The organism is Citrobacter amalonaticus (assembly GCF_001559075.2).
Classification (GTDB): Bacteria; Pseudomonadota; Gammaproteobacteria; order Enterobacterales; family Enterobacteriaceae; genus Citrobacter_A; species Citrobacter_A amalonaticus_F.
Genome location: NZ_CP014015.2, coordinates 3,883,274 through 3,899,478, shown reverse-complemented (window position 1 = coordinate 3,899,478; position 16,205 = coordinate 3,883,274). Strand labels below are relative to the sequence as shown.

Sequence of the window (16,205 nt, the reverse complement as noted above, 5' to 3'; positions counted from 1 at the left end):
TTCTGAATCAGGGTGCCGGTGAGACAGAAGCCTCACCGGACAACGCCTTAGAGTTGCGTCAGTTTTTGCAGCATCTGATCGGTCGTTGAGACCGCTTTGCTGTTGATTTCGTAAGCGCGTTGAACCTGAATCATATTGACCAGTTCTTCCGCGACGTTGACGTTTGAGGTCTCGACATAGCCCTGGTACAACAGGCCCGCCCCGTTCAGACCCGGCGTGCTCTCATTCGGCGCGCCGGAAGACTGGGTCTCGGTGTACAGGTTTTCACCAATGCTCTCCAGACCGGTATCATTCATGAACGTGGTCAGATTAAGTTGGCCCACCTGTACGGGCGCCGCCTGTCCCTGTTGGGTTACGCTCACCACACCATCACGACCGATGGTGATGCTCAGGGCGTTAGCCGGAATGGTAATCGCTGGCTGAACCTGGAAGCCGCCGGCGGTCACCAGTTGACCATTCTGATCGACCTGGAATGACCCATCACGGGTATACGCAGAAGTACCATCCGGCAGCAGGACCTGAAAGAACCCCTGACCTTTGATGGCGACATCTTTACTGTTGTTGGTTTGCGACAGGTTGCCCTGGCTGTGCAGACGCTCGGTCGCCACCGGACGCACGCCGGTACCGATTTGCAGACCGGACGGCAGCGTGGTCTGCTCAGAAGACTGAGCGCCAGGTTGACGAATGGTCTGATAAAGCAGATCTTCAAACACCGCACGCTGACGCTTAAAACCATTGGTGCTGACGTTTGCCAGGTTATTGGCAATCACATCCATGTTGGTTTGCTGCGCGTCCAGGCCGGTTTTGGCGATCCATAATGAACTGATCATAAAGTGTCCTGTATTAAGTCATCGACAGCAGTTGGTTAGCGCGACCAGCGTTGTCATCCACGCTGCTGATAACCTTCATCTGCATTTCAAAACGGCGGGCGCCGGCAATCATGTCGCTCATCGCTGACACCGCATTGACGTTGCTCCCCTCCAGCACTCCTGACATCACGCGAATGGTCGGATCGGCCTGCAGCACCGGGCCACGGGTTGCCTGTGCGGCAGCGGTCAGACGGAACATCCCGTCGTCGCCACGCTGCACTTCGTTCCCCTCGGCCTTCACCAGCTTCAGACGTCCCACCGGCGCGATGGTGTTCGCCGGATCGCCGGGATTCAGCGCGGAGATGGTGCCGTCCGCCGCGATGGTGATTTCCGACCCTTCCGGCACCGCAATCGGCCCGGCTTCACCAATCACTGGGTGCCCCTGAATGGTCAACTGTCCGGTCGGATCCACCTGAATGCTGCCGTTACGGGTATAGCCTTCGCTGCCGTTCGCGGTCTGTACCGCCAGCCAGCCATCCTGCTGTAACGCCACGTCCAGCGGACGCGAGGTGTAATCCATCTGGCCAGGCGTCATATCCGCCCCCGGCGTGGACGCGGTGACCAGCGTACGCGTCGGCAATGACAGCCCTTCGACGGGAACGGCGCGCAGCGCATTGAGCTGTGCACGGAATCCCGGCGTCGAGGCGTTGGCCAGGTTGCTGGCCGTCACCGCCTGTTGGTTCAGCGTCTGGCTGGCCGCCCCCATCGCGGTATAGATTGCGTGATCCATTACGTTATCCCGTCAGGCGCTTAGCGCAGGTTAACCAGCGTGTTAAGGATCTGGTCCTGGGTCTTGATAGTCTGCGCGTTCGACTGATAGTTACGCTGGGCGACGATCATGTTCACCAGTTCTTTACTCAGATCCACGTTCGAAGACTCCAGCGCGCCGTTGGTCAGCTTACCGAAGTTACCGGTCCCCGCCGTCCCCAGCAGTTCCACACCAGACGCCTGCGTGGCGGCCCAGACGTTATCGCCCTGAGAGGCCAGACCTTCGTTGTTGGCGAAGTTCGCCAGCACGATCTGCCCCAGCACTTGTTTCTGTTCGTTGGAGTAGTTGCCGACCACGGTGCCATCGTCGTTAATCTGATAGCTGACCAGATCGCCCGGCTTGTAACCGTTTTGCGTGGTGGCGATAACGGCGTTAGTCCCGGTGTTCTGCTGCATGGAATTTTGCAGGCTGAGAGTGAAGGTCGCAGGGACAGCACCGTTTACTGTACCGGTAGTAATGGAGAATGACGGCGTGGCATTAGGCGTACCGCTCAATACCCAATCTTCCGGCGGTAATGTCGTACTGTGCGTATATTCTTCAACGTTATCCAGCCCACCGTTCTTATCGAATGTCATCTGCGCGGCTTTCACCAGCGGTGCGTTCGCGACGCTGGAATCCTGAGTCCAGACGTCCCAGGTGTTATCGCCCGTTTTAACGTAAAACAGGTTAATGTCGTGTTGGTTACCCTGGCTGTCGAACACTGTTACAGGCGCACGTTTGTTGTAGCTGTCAGCGTCGGTTGGTTTGAAAGGCGTATTCGCCGGAACCTTGTCCGTTGAGTTCAGGTTGATCTGCATTGCGGCAGTATCGGTGCTTTTCGCCCCCATCAGGGTATTCGGGATGGTGATCGGACCCGGGTTTGCCCCTTGCTGAATGGTCGGCGGCGTACCCGTTGCCGGATAGCCAGTCAGTTGCATGCCCTGCATGTTGACCAGGTTACGGTTTTCATCCAGTTTGAACTGGCCGTTACGGCTGTAGAAAACCGAGCCATTGCTGTCGACCAGACGGAAAAAACCGTTCTGGCTGATAGCGACATCCAGACCACGACCGGTGTTGGTGGTCGTACCATCAGTAAAGTCCTGAGTGATGCCCGCGACTTTTACGCCCAGACCGACTTTTGAACCGGCAAACATATCCGCAAAAGACGCCGTACCGGATTTAAAACCATAGGTCGCGGAGTTGGCGATGTTGTTACCAATGACATCGAGGTTGGTGGCGGCGGCATTCAGACCGCTGACCGCTTGTGAAAAAGCCATGATGACTCCTGATTAGTGTGAAGGCTTAGATTATCTGCCGTACTTCGTCGAGGGTGGTGGTTCCATAGGTGCCCAGATCCAGAGTGTTGCCGCTGCTGCTGCGAATCACCCCTTGTACCAGTGCAAACTGCAAGGGTTGCGCCACCAGTTGCGTCGAGCCGTTGCTGGCATGAATCGCCACGTTATACGAGCCGTTCTCCGCCGTCGTGCCATCGGTCAGGGTGCCATCCCAGGTAAAGGTATGGACACCCGCCTTCAGCGCGCCAATCTCAATCGTGCGCACCACTTTGCCGTCTTTGTCGGTAATGGTGGCGGTGACTTTATCAGCCGGCTGTTGCAGCTCAACGCCAAACGGCGTGGTGGTGGTGGTGGCTCCCTCTTCGGTGCCTTTGCCCGCCAGAATGGTGGTACCCGGGATCATCACGCCATGACCAATCAGCGCGCTGGCCTGTAATGACTGGCTGTTATCGATCTGTCCGGAGATTGACCCCAGGGTGGTGTTCAGCTTCTCAATACCGCTGACGGTGCTGATCTGCGCGAGCTGTGTGGTCAGCTCGTTGTTCTGCATCGGGTTAGTCGGATCCTGGTTTTTCAGTTGCGCCACCAGCAGCGTCAGAAAGCTGCTTTGCAGATCGGCCGCATTGCTGCCCGACAGGGAACTCCCATTGCTGGTACTTTTCACACCGGTGTTTGTCGGATCGTTAACGTTTACCGCAATTGACATGACTGTCTCCTTTTACTGGCCCAGTGTCAGCGTCTTAAGCATCATGCTTTTAACGGTGTTGAGGACTTCGACGTTCGCCTGATAGCTGCGGGAGGCTGACATGGTATTAACCATCTCACCGACCACATCGACGTTAGGCATCTTCACGTAGCCATTGGCATCGGCCAGCGGGTTACCGGGTTCATAGACCAGCTTGTCCGGCGCCTGGCTCTCAATCACGTCCGACACTTTCACGCCCCCCGTGACTGCGCCGGGAGCCGCATCCACCTGGAAGACCACCTGCTTTGCGCGATACGGTTGACCATCCGGTCCCGTGACGCTGTCGGCGTTGGCCAGGTTACTGGCGGCCACGTTCAGACGCTTGGACTGCGCCGTTAATGCCGAACCGGCAATATCAAAAATATTCAGCAGCGCCACGGATTAGTTCCCCCCCTGTAGCACGTTCATCATGCCTTTAATCTGCCCACTCAAGGCAGTCAGGCTCATCTGGTACTTCAGGCTGTTATCCGCAAACTGCGTGCGCTCCCGGTCCATGTCGACGGTATTGCCGTCGAGGGAAGGCTGATCGGGAATGCGGTAGAGCAAATCCGTAGACGGTGCAGTGATGGCCTGGGCGGGAATATGCTGTGCGGAGGTTAATGCCAGCGACACACCGCTGGTTTCTTGCCGTCCACGCACCATGACTTTTTTTAACTCACTGGCAAAATCCATGTCGCGCGCCTGATACCCCGGCGTATCGGCGTTCGCAATGTTGGCGGCCAACACCTCTTGCCGTTGGGCGCGAAGATTCAGCGCTTCCTGTTGAAAACGTAAGGCGGCGTCGAGCTTATCGAGCATATCTCCTCCGCAGATGACAAAATTCAGCCGACAGCTTAAATCCCATTACGCGCGCGTTATCGCTGGAATAAACGCAAAATGGGTCGCTATTTATTGCGTTGATGGTTGCGACACACGGGTAGAATCCTGTCATTGCGAAAACGGTGGGAGGTGACGATGCAAACGTTAAAACGTGGATTAGCCATGCTGGCGCTGCTGTTCAGTCCCCTGACGCTGGCCCAGGATTTAAATGCGCAGTTGAACGACTGGTTCGGACAGCGCCTGGCCGGATTCAGCGACGATGTGGTCGTGACCGTGCGTACTCCCCCCAACCTGTTGCCGCATTGCGAAACGCCGGCGTTCAGCATGACCGGGGCAAAGCTGTGGGGGAACGTGAATGTGCTGGCACGTTGCGCCAATGAAAAACGTTATCTGCAGGTCAACGTACAGGCGACGGGAAACTATGTGGTTGCAGCCGCGCCCGTTGCGCGTGGAGGCACGCTTGGCCCGGCCAGCGTCACGCTAAAACGCGGACGCCTTGATCAGCTCCCGCCCCGTACCGTGCTGGATATCAGCCAGGTTCAGGATGCGGTGAGCCTGCGCGATCTCGCGCCGGGACAGGCCATCCAGCTCAATATGTTGCGCCAGGCGTGGCGCATTAAAGCCGGACAGCGCGTGCAGGTGGTTGCCAATGGCGATGGATTCAGCGTCAATGCGGAAGGTAAGGCGCTGAACAATGCGGCGGTCGCGCAAAACGCACGAGTGAGAATGTTATCGGGTCAGATTGTCAGCGGCATTGTCGATCCTGATGGGAATATTCTTATTAACCTATAATGAGTTAAAGATTTTGTTGCGGCTGCCGATAGTGATTACACATTCGATGACAGCTGGCCGCTACAGCATAACCCCTCGATGAGGATGATAAAAATGAGCATTGACCGTACCTCACCTTTGAAACCCGTTAGCACCGTCCAGGCGCGTGAAAACACGGATGCGCCGGTCCTCAAAGCGCGTCAGGAAAAAACCTCGACGGCAACCAGCACCAGCGTGACGTTAAGCGATGCTCAGGCAAAACTGATGCAGCCCGGCGTGAGCGATATCAATATGGAACGTGTTGAAGCATTAAAAACCGCTATTCGTAACGGTGAGCTGAAGATGGACACGGGGAAAATCGCCGACTCGCTGATCCGCGAGACGCAGAGCTATCTCCAGAGTGAGTAACTGACCGTATGACGCGCTTGTCAGAAATACTCGATCAGATGACGGCTGTCCTGAATGACCTGAAAACGGTGATGGATGCCGAACAGCAACAACTTTCCGTTGGCCACATTAACGGTAGCCAGCTGCAGCGTATTACAGAAGAAAAGAGTTCTCTGCTGGCGACCCTGGATTATCTGGAACAACAGCGACGGCTGGAACAAGACCCGCAGCGTAGCGCGAATGATGACGTCGCCGAGCGCTGGAAAGCGATTACCGATAAAACGCAGCACTTACGCGACCTGAACCAGCACAACGGCTGGCTGCTGGAAGATCAGATTCAGCGCAATCAACAAGCGCTTGAGGTTTTAAAGCCCTATCAGGAACCGTCGCTGTATGGCGCGAACGGTCAACCCTCTTCTGCCTCTCGCGGCGGAAAAAAATTCTCTATTTGATGATTACCGGATGGCGGCGTTTCGCCTTATCCAGACTACAGCACGGTGTAGACTGGATAAGCAAAGCGCCATCAGCCATCGTGATTACACCGTCCGGCGTGCAAACTCTTTCACTTTAAAGCCCATCACCGCCAGCGCGGCAAAGTAGGCGGCAATACCGGCCACGACCACCGCCATCAGGCGAAGCAGACGCCACGGCATGGTCCCCAGCGACCACTCCGGCATGATATGCAACATACCAACCAGCACGGCGGCCATCACCAGCACAGCAACAATCAGACGGATCAAAAAGCGCATCCAGCCCGGCTGTGGGGTAAAAATGTTCTGCTTGCGCAGTTGCCAGTACAGCAGTCCCGCGTTCAGACAGGCGGCAAGACCAATCGACAGCGACAGCCCGGCGTGCTTCAACGGTCCAATGAACGCAAGGTTCATCAACTGGGTCATGATAAGCGTCACGATGGCGATCTTAACCGGCGTTTTGATGTTCTGCCGCGAATAAAAACCCGGCGCCAGCACTTTCACCACAATCAGCCCCATCAGCCCCACAGAATAAGCAATCAACGCGCGCTGCGTCATCAGCGCATCGAAGGCCGTGAATTTACCGTACTGGAATAATGACGTAATCAAGGGTCCAGACAGGATCCCAATCGCCACCGCACTCGGCAGCGCCAGCAAAAAGCACAGACGCAATCCCCAGTCCATCAGGCGGCAATATTCGTCATGGTCGCCTTTTGCAAAACTCTTCGACAGTGAAGGCAGCAGAATGGTCCCCAGCGCCACGCCCAGCACCCCCGACGGAAACTCCATCAGGCGATCCGCGTAGTACATCCACGAAACGGAACCAGACGCGAGAAAAGAGGCGAAAATGGTGTTAATGATCAGTGAGATCTGACTGACGGAGACGCCGAGTATCGCCGGGCCCATTTGTTTCACAACCCGCATCGCCCCCGCATCGCGGAAGTTAACCCGCGGCAGCACCAGCATGCCGATTTTCTTCAGATGGGGAAGCTGATACACCAGTTGCAGCACGCCGCCAACGGTTACCGCCCATGCCAGTGCCAGCACCGGTGGATTAAAATACGGCGCGGCGAACAGCGCGAAACCGATCATGCTGATGTTCAAAAACGTGGGCGCAAACGCCGGAATGGAGAAGCGGTTCCAGGTATTGAGGATCGCCCCGACCAGCGACGCCAGTGAGATCAGTAAGATGTACGGAAAGGTGATTTGCAGCAGTTTGGTGGTTAACGCGAATTTATCGGCGGTGTCGGCAAACCCCGGCGCCGTCACCATGATCACCCACGGGGCGGCCAGCATCCCGGCAACGGTGACCACGGCAAGCGCCAGCGTCAGCAGTCCCGAAACATAAGAGACAAACACGCGAGTGGCGTCTTCGCCCTGCTTGCTTTTGTATTCAGCCAGAATAGGGACAAAGGCCTGAGAAAAGGCGCCCTCCGCAAATATGCGGCGTAGCAGGTTGGGTAATTTGAATGCCACAAAAAAGGCATCGGTTGCCATCCCGGCACCAAAGATTCTGGCGACAATCGCGTCACGTGCAAAACCCAGCACACGTGAAAACATCGTCATTGAGCTGACGGCGGCCAGCGATTTTAATAGGTTCATTGCTTTTTTATTCCAGACCCTACGGCAAAACGCCTGCAGTGCAGGCGTTGGAAGAGGCGCTTAGTCTACCTGGATTACGGTGAATTACTACCGCCAGATGTTACAGGGGATTATTCGCTCATCGCCTCGCGCCAGAGCTTATCCACCACGCGCTGGGCAAGGATCGCCTGCTCGCCCGCGGTTTCCGGAACCGTCTGATTTTGTACACATTCGACAAAATGGCGTGCGCAACCCGCGAATCCACGCTGTTCAAGCGTGGTTTGCCAGCCCGGAACCGGTTTGTGCAATACACCCTGCCCGCGCTCTTCACGCCACTCACGCATATCCGTCACGTCAATCAGCCCGCCATCGGTCACCGCCTGCACACTCTCACGCTGGCTTCCCGCTCGACGGTGCATACTGGTGGTGATTTGCAACTGACTGGCCGCGAAATGGTGCTCTGCGTACAGCATCTCGCCCGCGTCGTTGGTGAGTAGCGTCCCGCTGCTGAGCTGCGCGTTGCCGCCCGCCAGCCACAGCGCGGTGTCAACGACATGCAGATAATCATCCAGCAGCGTGAACCGCAGATCGTGAGGCCCCACGCTGTCGGTACGGTGTTTATCCATCCGCAGAGACGCCGCCGTCCCCAGTTCCGCCTTCAGCTCACGATACAGTGGCGCAAAGCGACGATTGAACCCGACCATCAGCGTCAGATTTTTCTTCGCTGCTAACGCTACCAGCCGCTCAGCATCACGTAAATTTTCCGCCAGCGGCTTATCAACGCAGACATGAACGCCGGCATTGAGTAATTCACTGACGACGGCGTAATGGGTCGCCGTGCTGGAATGAACAAACACCGCGTCGCAGCCCGCGGCAAGGTCGGTCAGCGAACCGGCATACGGAATGCGCCAGGCTGCGCAGATTTTCTCCGCTTTTTCACGCGACGGCGACCAGGCGGCCTGTAGCGTCCAGTCGCTGGCGGTGCCAAGCACGGGTAGCCAGGCTTTCTGGGCGATGCCCCCAAGACCGACCACCCCGATACGTAATGGTGTCACGTTATTCTCCCAGATGTTCCAGTAGCGACTCGAGGCGCTGTTTCAGCGCGGCGACTTCGCTTTCCAGCACCTCGACGCGGGCCTGTAAATCCCCTGTCGCCGCCTGTGGCTCATCGGCCAGGGCTACTGGCTCCTGCACCTCGCCGCAGAACAGATGCATATAGCGGCTTTCGCGCTTACCCGGTTCACGCGCCAGACGGACGACATAAGGGCCGTCTTCCCGCGTCGCCAGACGTTCCAGGGTCGCGTCAACTTCCGCCATATCGCTGAATTCATACATCCGCGAGGCGCGACTGCGCAATTCGCCCGGCGTCTGTGCGCCGCGTAGCAGCAGTGTCGTCACCAGCGCTACCTCCGCGGGGCTCAGTTTCAGGTTGCCAAATTCCGAGTTACAGAAGCGCTGCTCATACTTGGTGACGCGGCTACCAAAGCCGCTGACCGTGCGCAGAAAATGGCGCTTCACCAGATTGTCGAGTTGTTCCTGCACCTCGTGCTCCGCCATATTCATCACCGGTTCACGGTTGGTTTTCTGATTGCAGGCGGTGACCACGCCATTTACGGAGAGCGGATATTGCTCTGGTGTCGTGACCTGTTTTTCGAGCAGACAGCCAATCACACGGGCTTCAGCGGCAGTTAATTCATATTTCATAGGGTATCCTCACCGACCTGCGGTCCATTCTGATGTCGTTAACGCCGTCAGCACGTGGTCGCGCCATTGCCCGTCAATCAACAGATAGTCTTTCGCGTAGCCTTCTTTTTCAAAGCCAAGTCGCGCCAGTAAATCGCCGCTGCGTTTATTGTGCGGCATGTAATTCGCCATAATGCGATGAATATGTTGCGTGCGTTGCATATAACGAATTGCGGCGGTCAGTGCTTCAAACATCAGTCCCTGCCCCTGCCATTTCTGCGCAATGGAATAACCCAGATAGCAGGCATGGAAAGACCCCCGCACCACGTTAGAAAAATTCGCTACCCCGATGACCTCCTTTTCATCAGGATCCAGCAACGCAAAGTAATAGGCGGAACCTTGCTTATGAAATTCGGCAATCATGCTCAGCCGCGCCTGCCAGCCGGAGGGATAGCAGTGGCTTTCATCACGAATTGGTTCCCAGGGTTTTAAGAAATGACGATTTTCCGCGTAATAATCTGCCAGACGCCAGGCATCACGCTCATGCACTAAACGCACGACCAGGCGGTCGGTGGTTAAGCGCACTTTTGGCACGTTACTGCGATAGCCAAACATATTTATTCCTACTCCTTCCCGAATCGCCGTTACACCCTGATTGACTTACTATACCTGTGCAAAACCACCCTGTGAAAAGTGCAATTTGCCATTTTTTGAATTATTCCGCCATTTTGATGAAAACTCTCTATCAAGATGGACTTTTGATAAAAAAATATTGTCCCGGCGAGGGTGGGCAAAAAGACAGCGAAGCCGCAGAATAGGAGGTACTTCGCTTTATATACTCTCAATCATTCGAATGCCGCAAATTCCGCGCAACCCGAAGAGTGACGAGTGTTTCCCGGGAGGGGAAATGTCGCGTGTCTCGCAGGCCAGGAACCTGGGTAAAACTTTCCTGCTCATCGATAATATGCTGGTCGTGTTGGGCTTCTTCGTCGTATTCCCGCTGATCTCAATTCGTTTCGTCGATCAAATGGGTTGGGCCGCCGTGATGGTTGGCATCGCCCTTGGCCTGCGTCAGCTGATTCAACAGGGGCTGGGAATTTTTGGCGGCGCGGTTGCCGACCGCTTTGGCGCGAAACCGATGATCGTCACCGGCATGCTGATGCGCGCCGCCGGGTTTGCCACCATGGGCATCGCCCATGAACCCTGGCTTTTGTGGTTCTCCTGTTTCCTTTCCGGTCTCGGCGGCACGCTGTTCGATCCGCCGCGCTCGGCGCTGGTGGTGAAGCTGATTCGCCCGCATCAGCGGGGGCGCTTCTTCTCAATATTGATGATGCAGGACAGCGCAGGGGCCGTTATCGGTGCGCTGTTAGGCAGTTGGCTGTTGCAGTATGACTTCCGTCTGGTTTGCGCGACCGGAGCAATATTGTTCGTGCTTTGCGCCGCCTTTAACGCCTGGCTGCTGCCTGCGTGGAAACTCTCTACTGTGCGTATTCCGGTACGGGAAGGAATGAGCCGGGTGCTCAGTGATAAACGCTTTGTCACCTATGTGCTAACGCTTGCGGGCTATTACATGCTGGCGGTCCAGGTCATGCTGATGCTGCCAATTATGGTCAATGACATTGCCGGTTCACCTTCCGCGGTGAAATGGATGTATGCCATTGAGGCTTGCCTTTCTCTGACGCTGCTCTACCCCATTGCACGCTGGAGCGAGAAACGGTTTCGTCTTGAGCATCGCCTGATGGCGGGCCTGCTGCTGATGTCACTGAGCATGTTACCCGTGGGGCTGGTGAGTGACTTACAGCAGTTGTTCACGCTGATTTGCACCTTCTATATCGGTTCGATTATCGCCGAACCTGCCCGTGAAACCCTCAGCGCCTCGCTGTCGGATGCCCGTGCGCGCGGCAGCTATATGGGCTTTAGCCGTCTGGGGTTAGCCATAGGCGGAGCTATCGGGTATATCGGCGGCGGCTGGCTGTTTGATATGGGGAAACTGCTCCAGCAGCCCGAGTTACCCTGGATGATGCTGGGGATCATTGGCTTCATCACCTTCCTGGCGCTGGGCTGGCAGTTCAGTCATAAACGCACACCGCGCGGCATGCTGGAACCCGGCGCCTGATTTGATACCTGCGCATCTCTCCTCCATACTGAAAGGGAACTGACAGTCAAATGGAGGAGAAACGTGAAGCTTTATATTTACGATCACTGCCCTTTCTGCATCAAAGCCCGCATGATTTTTGGCCTCAAAAACATCCCCGTCGAACTGAATGTCCTGGCCAACGACGATGACGAAACCCCAACCCGAATGATTGGCCAGAAAATGGTGCCCATTCTGCAAAAAGACGACAGCCGCTATCTACCGGAAAGCATGGACATCGTCCATTACGTCGATAAGCTGGATGGCAAACCGCTGCTCACCGGCAAGAAGAACCCTGCCATTGACGAGTGGCTGCGCAAAGTGAACAGCTACGCCAATCACCTGTTGCTGCCGCGTTTTGCAAAATCTGCATTTGATGAGTTTTCCACCCCTTCGGCACGCAAGTATTTTACTGAGAAGAAAGAGGCGATGATTGGTAGTTTTGCCGACCATCTTGCCCATTCCGCTGGCCTGACCAAAAAAATCAGTGATGATTTGCGCGCACTGGATAAGCTCATTGTGCAACCCAATGGCGTGAACGGTGAGCTTTCCGAAGACGACATCCAGTTATTCCCCCTGCTGCGTAATCTGACGCTGGTGGCCGGTATCCACTGGCCGACACGCGTTGCTGACTATCGCGACAATATGGCGAAACAGACGCAGATCAATCTGTTATCATCAATGGCGATTTAACGTTTACCGGCGGTGGCTGAACCATACCGGCTGCCGCTTTTTTCAGTTTTTTCTACTGGCGAAGTTCGTGCTGGTGACACATGCTGCGTTATGTCAGGATTATGACGACCGCATCGTGTAGAGGAACCCCATGAAGAAGATTTTTTTTGCTGCCGCGTTGATTGTTGGCGGCCTGTTGACCGGCTGTAATCAGCTCACACAGTACACCGTAAGCGAACATGAAATAAATCAGGCGCTCGAAAAGCGCAACAACTTTGCCAAAGATATCGGACTTCCGGGCGTTGCCGATGCGCATATCGTACTCAACAATCTCTCCAGTCAGATTGGGCGCGAAGAGCCGAACAAAGTGACGCTGACCGGCGATGCAAAACTGGATATGAATTCGCTGTTTGGCAGTCAGAAAGCAACCATTAAGCTAAAACTGAAAGCCCTGCCCGTCTTCAATAAAGAAAAAGGGGCCATCTTCCTGCAGGAAATGGAAGTCGTGGACGCCACCGTGACGCCGGAAAAAATGCAGTCGGTGCTGCAAACCCTGATGCCTTATCTGAATCAGTCACTGCGCAATTACTTTAACCAGCAGCCAGCGTATGTCCTGCGCGAAGACAGCAGCAAAGGCGAAGCGCTGGCGAAAAAATACGCCAAAGGCATTGAGGTGAAACCGGGCGAAATCATCATCCCGTTCACTGATTAAACGACAAAGGCGCTGCGGCGCCTTTTTTTACGTGCAAACGAAAACGTTTCCCCTTATCCTTTGTTTCCGGCAAAAATGACATCCCCCAGCCGGAGCATATTGATGACAGCACCTTCCCAGGTTTTAAAGATCCGCCGCCCAGATGACTGGCACCTTCACCTTCGCGACGGCGAAATGCTGAAAACGGTTGTGCCGTACACCAGCGATGTTTATGCACGTGCGATTGTGATGCCCAACCTGGCGCCGCCGATCACCACGGTAGATGCGGCAATTGCCTACCGCCAGCGCATCCTTGATGCGGTCCCTGCCGGACAGACCTTCACGCCGCTGATGACCTGCTATTTAACGGACACGCTGGATCCCGCTGAACTGGAACGCGGCTTTCGCGAAGGCGTGTTCACCGCAGCCAAACTCTACCCGGCGAATGCCACGACCAACTCCAGCCACGGCGTCACCTCCATTGATGCGATCATGCCAGTACTTGAGCGCATGGAAAAACTCGGGATGCCGCTGCTGGTGCATGGCGAAGTCACCCACGCCGATATCGATATTTTTGACCGGGAAGCGCGTTTTATTGAGACAGTGATGGAGCCTCTGCGCCAGCGCCTGCCTGCGCTGAAAGTGGTCTTTGAGCACATCACCACCAAAGATGCGGCGGAGTATGTCCGTGACGGCAACGAATTACTGGCCGCGACGATTACACCGCAGCACTTGATGTTTAACCGTAATCACATGCTGGTTGGCGGCATTCGCCCACACCTCTACTGCCTGCCAATTCTGAAACGCAATGTTCACCAGCAAGCCTTGCGTGAACTGGTTGCCAGCGGCTTTGAGCGCGCCTTCCTTGGCACCGATTCGGCCCCGCACGCTCGTCATCGTAAGGAATCGAGCTGTGGCTGCGCGGGATGCTTCAACGCGCCAACGGCACTGGCCAGTTATGCAAGCGTATTTGAAGAGATGAATGCCCTGGCGCACTTTGAAGCGTTTTGTTCACTGAACGGTCCGCGATTCTACGGCCTGGAGGTCAATGACACCTTCATTGAACTGGTACGTGAAGAGCAGCAAGTACCAGAGAGCATCGCGTTGACCGACGATACGCTGGTGCCGTTCCTCGGGGGCGAAACGGTACGCTGGACGATTAAAAAGTAAAAAAAAACGATGCCGCCTGTTGTAACCTGGCCAGGATGACTGTATAAATAACCAGTATATTCAACAGGGGGCCATTATGCGTATTGAAGTCACCATTGCTAAAACTTCACCTTTACCTGCCGGAGCTATTGACGCCCTGGCAGGTGAACTCTCCCGTCGTATTACTCACCACTTTCCCGATAATGACGGTAACGTGACCGTTCGTTATGCCGCTGCAAATAATTTGTCCGTGATTGGCGCGACGAAAGAAGATAAAGAACGGATCAGCGAAATTCTCCAGGAAACCTGGGAAAGCGCTGACGACTGGTTCATTAAAGAATAAAAATGCTATGCCGTAGTCTCTTTTGCCGGGTCGCCCCGGCTTTTTTCTCTCATCGTTAAGACAACTGTTTTGCGGCATCATTTAATAATTCCCTGTTGCCTTCAGAATTGATTATATTTTCACCAGTCACTCAAGATTATTGCACAACATACTTAAAAAGAGTGAACAAGATGGTGATTAATTACTCACAAATTCTTAATTTGCAGAAATTTATGCTCCCCCCTCTTTAAAATCTCAGTGAATACCCTTATTTATTGATATACTGAAGTTGCTTCAGATAAAAACGCATTGAACCTCGAAAACCGTTGTCTTGTAACACGAATTAGGGGGCATGATGGAAAAGAATAATGAAGTCATTCAGACTCATCCGCTTGTGGGATGGGACATCAGCACCGTAGATAGCTATGACGCGCTGATGCTGCGTTTGCACTACCAGACTCCAAATCGTCCCGAACCCGATGGTACAGAAGTCGGTCAAACGCTCTGGTTAACCACCGATGTTGCCAGACAATTTATTTCGATATTAGAAGCCGGCATTGCCAAAATCGAATCCGGCGATTACCAGGTAAACGAATACCGTCGGCATTAACGAGACGGACATTCTCACTTAAAAAGGCACCTTCGGGGTGCCTTTGCTATTTCTGGGTTGTATTACGCATTTCACTTATTTACTCTGCATCAAACGCGACAGCAGAGAGAAACCGATGAAATACGACTTAATCATTATAGGCAGCGGGTCCGTTGGGGCAGCCGCAGGTTATTATGCCACTCGCGCCGGGTTAAACGTTCTGATGACCGACGCGCATATGCCGCCACACCAACAGGGTAGTCATCACGGCGACACCCGGTTGATCCGCCACGCATATGGCGAAGGTGAAAAATACGTTCCGCTGGTGCTGCGCGCGCAGGCGCTATGGGACGAACTCTCCACTCAAAATGAAGAGCCGATTTTCGTCCGCTCCGGCGTCATCAATCTTGGCCCCGCCGATTCGCCCTTCCTGGCAAACGTCGCGCGCAGCGCAAAACAGTGGCAACTGAACGTTGAGCAACTGGATGCCGCCGCCATCATGGCGCGCTGGCCTGAAATCCGCGTACCTGCAGACTACACCGGCCTGTTCGAAGCGGATTCCGGTTTTTTACGCAGTGAACTGGCGATCAAAACCTGGATCCGTCTGGCAGAACAAGCAGGATGCGCTCAGCTCTTCAACTGCCCGGTCACAGCCATTCACCATGATGATGACGGCGGAGTAACGGTGGAAACCGCTGACGGCGAGTACAGCGCGAAGAAAGCGCTGGTGAGCGCCGGTACCTGGGTTCAGGCTTTGATCCCCGACCTCCCCATCCAGCCGGTACGAAAAGTATTTGCCTGGTATCAGGCCGATGGCCGCTATAGCATCAAGAATAAGTTTCCTGCCTTCACCGGTGAACTGCCCAATGGCGATCAATATTACGGCTTCCCGGCGGAGAACGACGAACTGAAAATCGGTAAGCACAACGGCGGGCAACTTATCCACGCCGAAGCCGATCGCAAACCGTTTGCCAGTATCGCCAGCGATGGGTCTGAAGCATTCCCGTTCCTGCGTAATGTCCTTCCGGGGATCGGCTGCTGTCTGCACGGTGCGGCCTGCACCTACGACAACTCACCGGATGAAGACTTTATCATCGACACGCTGCCCGGCCATGACAACACGCTGATCGTGACCGGGCTGAGTGGTCACGGCTTTAAATTTGCCTCGGTGTTGGGTGAAATTGCCGCTGACTTTGCCCAGGAAAAGCCATCCGCCTTTGACCTGACGCCATTCAGGCTTTCCCGATTTACGGCATAATCATCAAATGGCCTCGTAATGA

At 55.0% G+C, this 16,205-nt stretch carries 20 protein-coding genes; 10 read left to right on the top strand and 10 right to left on the bottom strand.

Features of this window, described 5'->3' with window-relative positions:
• Positions 1-47: 47 nt before the first annotated feature.
• Genes flgG through flgB form a run of 6 tightly spaced genes read right to left on the bottom strand, consistent with a single transcriptional unit; the run spans position 48 to position 4,455 of the window.
• Positions 48-830: a flagellar basal-body rod protein FlgG gene (gene flgG / locus AL479_RS18805; RefSeq protein WP_042319653.1), complete on the bottom strand. Its 783-nt coding sequence runs from the start codon at positions 828-830 to the stop codon at positions 48-50.
• Positions 831-843: 13 nt separating this feature from the next.
• The gene (gene flgF, locus AL479_RS18800; RefSeq protein ID WP_061077167.1) at positions 844-1,599 is read right to left on the bottom strand and encodes a flagellar basal-body rod protein FlgF; all 756 of its coding nucleotides are present in this window, start codon (positions 1,597-1,599) and stop codon (positions 844-846) included.
• Between the two features lie 20 nt (positions 1,600-1,619).
• Positions 1,620-2,894, bottom strand: a complete 1,275-nt coding sequence (gene flgE / locus AL479_RS18795) for a flagellar hook protein FlgE (RefSeq protein WP_061077166.1) — start codon at positions 2,892-2,894, stop codon at positions 1,620-1,622.
• Between the two features lie 25 nt (positions 2,895-2,919).
• On the bottom strand, positions 2,920-3,618 hold the full coding sequence (gene flgD / locus AL479_RS18790; RefSeq protein ID WP_061077165.1) for a flagellar hook assembly protein FlgD: 699 nt from the start codon (positions 3,616-3,618) through the stop codon (positions 2,920-2,922).
• Positions 3,619-3,630: 12 nt separating this feature from the next.
• Positions 3,631-4,035 carry a flagellar basal body rod protein FlgC gene (flgC, locus tag AL479_RS18785; protein WP_043001001.1) on the bottom strand — a complete coding sequence of 135 codons (405 nt, stop codon included), beginning with the start codon at positions 4,033-4,035 and terminating at the stop codon, positions 3,631-3,633.
• 3 nt (positions 4,036-4,038) lie between these two features.
• Positions 4,039-4,455: a flagellar basal body rod protein FlgB gene (flgB, locus tag AL479_RS18780; protein ID WP_042319669.1), complete on the bottom strand. Its 417-nt coding sequence runs from the start codon at positions 4,453-4,455 to the stop codon at positions 4,039-4,041.
• Between the two features lie 156 nt (positions 4,456-4,611).
• On the opposite strand from flgB, the gene flgA reads away from it, so the two are divergent.
• From flgA to flgN, 3 genes are all read left to right on the top strand, one after another.
• Positions 4,612-5,268, top strand: a complete 657-nt coding sequence (gene flgA, locus AL479_RS18770; protein ID WP_061077164.1) for a flagellar basal body P-ring formation chaperone FlgA — start codon at positions 4,612-4,614, stop codon at positions 5,266-5,268.
• A gap of 93 nt (positions 5,269-5,361) precedes the next feature.
• Positions 5,362-5,655 (top strand): flagellar biosynthesis anti-sigma factor FlgM, encoded by a 294-nt coding sequence (flgM, locus tag AL479_RS18765; RefSeq protein ID WP_061077163.1) that lies wholly within the window; start codon positions 5,362-5,364, stop codon positions 5,653-5,655.
• A gap of 8 nt (positions 5,656-5,663) precedes the next feature.
• The gene (flgN, locus tag AL479_RS18760; RefSeq protein WP_042319675.1) at positions 5,664-6,086 is read left to right on the top strand and encodes a flagella biosynthesis chaperone FlgN; all 423 of its coding nucleotides are present in this window, start codon (positions 5,664-5,666) and stop codon (positions 6,084-6,086) included.
• 84 nt (positions 6,087-6,170) lie between these two features.
• Here the strand turns inward: flgN and murJ are convergent, their stop codons facing one another.
• The 4 genes from murJ to rimJ all read right to left on the bottom strand — a co-directional run bounded on the left by murJ (position 6,171) and on the right by rimJ (position 9,983).
• Positions 6,171-7,706 (bottom strand): murein biosynthesis integral membrane protein MurJ, encoded by a 1,536-nt coding sequence (murJ, locus tag AL479_RS18755; RefSeq protein WP_061077162.1) that lies wholly within the window; start codon positions 7,704-7,706, stop codon positions 6,171-6,173.
• A gap of 110 nt (positions 7,707-7,816) precedes the next feature.
• Positions 7,817-8,740 (bottom strand): Gfo/Idh/MocA family protein, encoded by a 924-nt coding sequence (locus AL479_RS18750; RefSeq protein WP_061077161.1) that lies wholly within the window; start codon positions 8,738-8,740, stop codon positions 7,817-7,819.
• 1 nt (position 8,741) lies between these two features.
• Complete coding sequence (locus AL479_RS18745) at positions 8,742-9,389, bottom strand: YceH family protein (protein WP_061077160.1); 648 nt, start codon at positions 9,387-9,389, stop codon at positions 8,742-8,744.
• Between the two features lie 9 nt (positions 9,390-9,398).
• Positions 9,399-9,983, bottom strand: a complete 585-nt coding sequence (gene rimJ / locus AL479_RS18740; RefSeq protein WP_043001008.1) for a ribosomal protein S5-alanine N-acetyltransferase — start codon at positions 9,981-9,983, stop codon at positions 9,399-9,401.
• A gap of 292 nt (positions 9,984-10,275) precedes the next feature.
• Between rimJ and mdtH the strand changes: the two genes are divergently transcribed.
• From mdtH to solA, 7 genes are all read left to right on the top strand, one after another.
• Entirely contained in the window at positions 10,276-11,484 is a 1,209-nt protein-coding gene (gene mdtH, locus AL479_RS18735) for a multidrug efflux MFS transporter MdtH (RefSeq protein ID WP_061077159.1), read from the top strand.
• 63 nt (positions 11,485-11,547) lie between these two features.
• Positions 11,548-12,195 carry a glutaredoxin 2 gene (gene grxB / locus AL479_RS18730; RefSeq protein WP_061077158.1) on the top strand — a complete coding sequence of 216 codons (648 nt, stop codon included), beginning with the start codon at positions 11,548-11,550 and terminating at the stop codon, positions 12,193-12,195.
• Positions 12,196-12,325: 130 nt separating this feature from the next.
• Positions 12,326-12,886 carry a lipoprotein gene (locus AL479_RS18725; protein WP_061077157.1) on the top strand — a complete coding sequence of 187 codons (561 nt, stop codon included), beginning with the start codon at positions 12,326-12,328 and terminating at the stop codon, positions 12,884-12,886.
• Between the two features lie 102 nt (positions 12,887-12,988).
• A complete protein-coding gene (gene pyrC, locus AL479_RS18720) occupies positions 12,989-14,035 on the top strand; it encodes a dihydroorotase (RefSeq protein WP_061077156.1) in 1,047 nt (348 codons plus the stop codon).
• Positions 14,036-14,111: 76 nt separating this feature from the next.
• Positions 14,112-14,357, top strand: coding sequence for a DNA damage-inducible protein I (dinI, locus tag AL479_RS18715; protein WP_042319691.1), 246 nt, complete (start codon positions 14,112-14,114; stop codon positions 14,355-14,357).
• Between the two features lie 334 nt (positions 14,358-14,691).
• Positions 14,692-14,946 carry a biofilm formation regulator BssS gene (gene bssS, locus AL479_RS18710; RefSeq protein WP_042320092.1) on the top strand — a complete coding sequence of 85 codons (255 nt, stop codon included), beginning with the start codon at positions 14,692-14,694 and terminating at the stop codon, positions 14,944-14,946.
• 115 nt (positions 14,947-15,061) lie between these two features.
• Positions 15,062-16,183, top strand: a complete 1,122-nt coding sequence (gene solA, locus AL479_RS18705) for an N-methyl-L-tryptophan oxidase (RefSeq protein WP_061077155.1) — start codon at positions 15,062-15,064, stop codon at positions 16,181-16,183.
• Positions 16,184-16,205 lie beyond the last annotated feature (22 nt).

What these genes read in the sequence shown, in the direction of transcription:
- flgD (WP_061077165.1), bottom strand. Translation starts at nt 3,618, where the DNA reads ATGTCAATTGCGGTAAACGTTAACGATCCGACAAACACCGGTGTGAAA.
- solA (WP_061077155.1), top strand. Translation starts at nt 15,062, where the DNA reads ATGAAATACGACTTAATCATTATAGGCAGCGGGTCCGTTGGGGCAGCC.
- AL479_RS18745 (WP_061077160.1), bottom strand. Translation starts at nt 9,389, where the DNA reads ATGAAATATGAATTAACTGCCGCTGAAGCCCGTGTGATTGGCTGTCTG.
- mdtH (WP_061077159.1), top strand. Translation starts at nt 10,276, where the DNA reads ATGTCGCGTGTCTCGCAGGCCAGGAACCTGGGTAAAACTTTCCTGCTC.
- flgE (WP_061077166.1), bottom strand. Translation starts at nt 2,894, where the DNA reads ATGGCTTTTTCACAAGCGGTCAGCGGTCTGAATGCCGCCGCCACCAAC.
- bssS (WP_042320092.1), top strand. Translation starts at nt 14,692, where the DNA reads ATGGAAAAGAATAATGAAGTCATTCAGACTCATCCGCTTGTGGGATGG.
- flgA (WP_061077164.1), top strand. Translation starts at nt 4,612, where the DNA reads ATGCAAACGTTAAAACGTGGATTAGCCATGCTGGCGCTGCTGTTCAGT.
- AL479_RS18725 (WP_061077157.1), top strand. Translation starts at nt 12,326, where the DNA reads ATGAAGAAGATTTTTTTTGCTGCCGCGTTGATTGTTGGCGGCCTGTTG.
- murJ (WP_061077162.1), bottom strand. Translation starts at nt 7,706, where the DNA reads ATGAACCTATTAAAATCGCTGGCCGCCGTCAGCTCAATGACGATGTTT.
- flgG (WP_042319653.1), bottom strand. Translation starts at nt 830, where the DNA reads ATGATCAGTTCATTATGGATCGCCAAAACCGGCCTGGACGCGCAGCAA.
- flgF (WP_061077167.1), bottom strand. Translation starts at nt 1,599, where the DNA reads ATGGATCACGCAATCTATACCGCGATGGGGGCGGCCAGCCAGACGCTG.
- flgM (WP_061077163.1), top strand. Translation starts at nt 5,362, where the DNA reads ATGAGCATTGACCGTACCTCACCTTTGAAACCCGTTAGCACCGTCCAG.
- flgB (WP_042319669.1), bottom strand. Translation starts at nt 4,455, where the DNA reads ATGCTCGATAAGCTCGACGCCGCCTTACGTTTTCAACAGGAAGCGCTG.
- rimJ (WP_043001008.1), bottom strand. Translation starts at nt 9,983, where the DNA reads ATGTTTGGCTATCGCAGTAACGTGCCAAAAGTGCGCTTAACCACCGAC.
- dinI (WP_042319691.1), top strand. Translation starts at nt 14,112, where the DNA reads ATGCGTATTGAAGTCACCATTGCTAAAACTTCACCTTTACCTGCCGGA.
- pyrC (WP_061077156.1), top strand. Translation starts at nt 12,989, where the DNA reads ATGACAGCACCTTCCCAGGTTTTAAAGATCCGCCGCCCAGATGACTGG.
- flgN (WP_042319675.1), top strand. Translation starts at nt 5,664, where the DNA reads ATGACGCGCTTGTCAGAAATACTCGATCAGATGACGGCTGTCCTGAAT.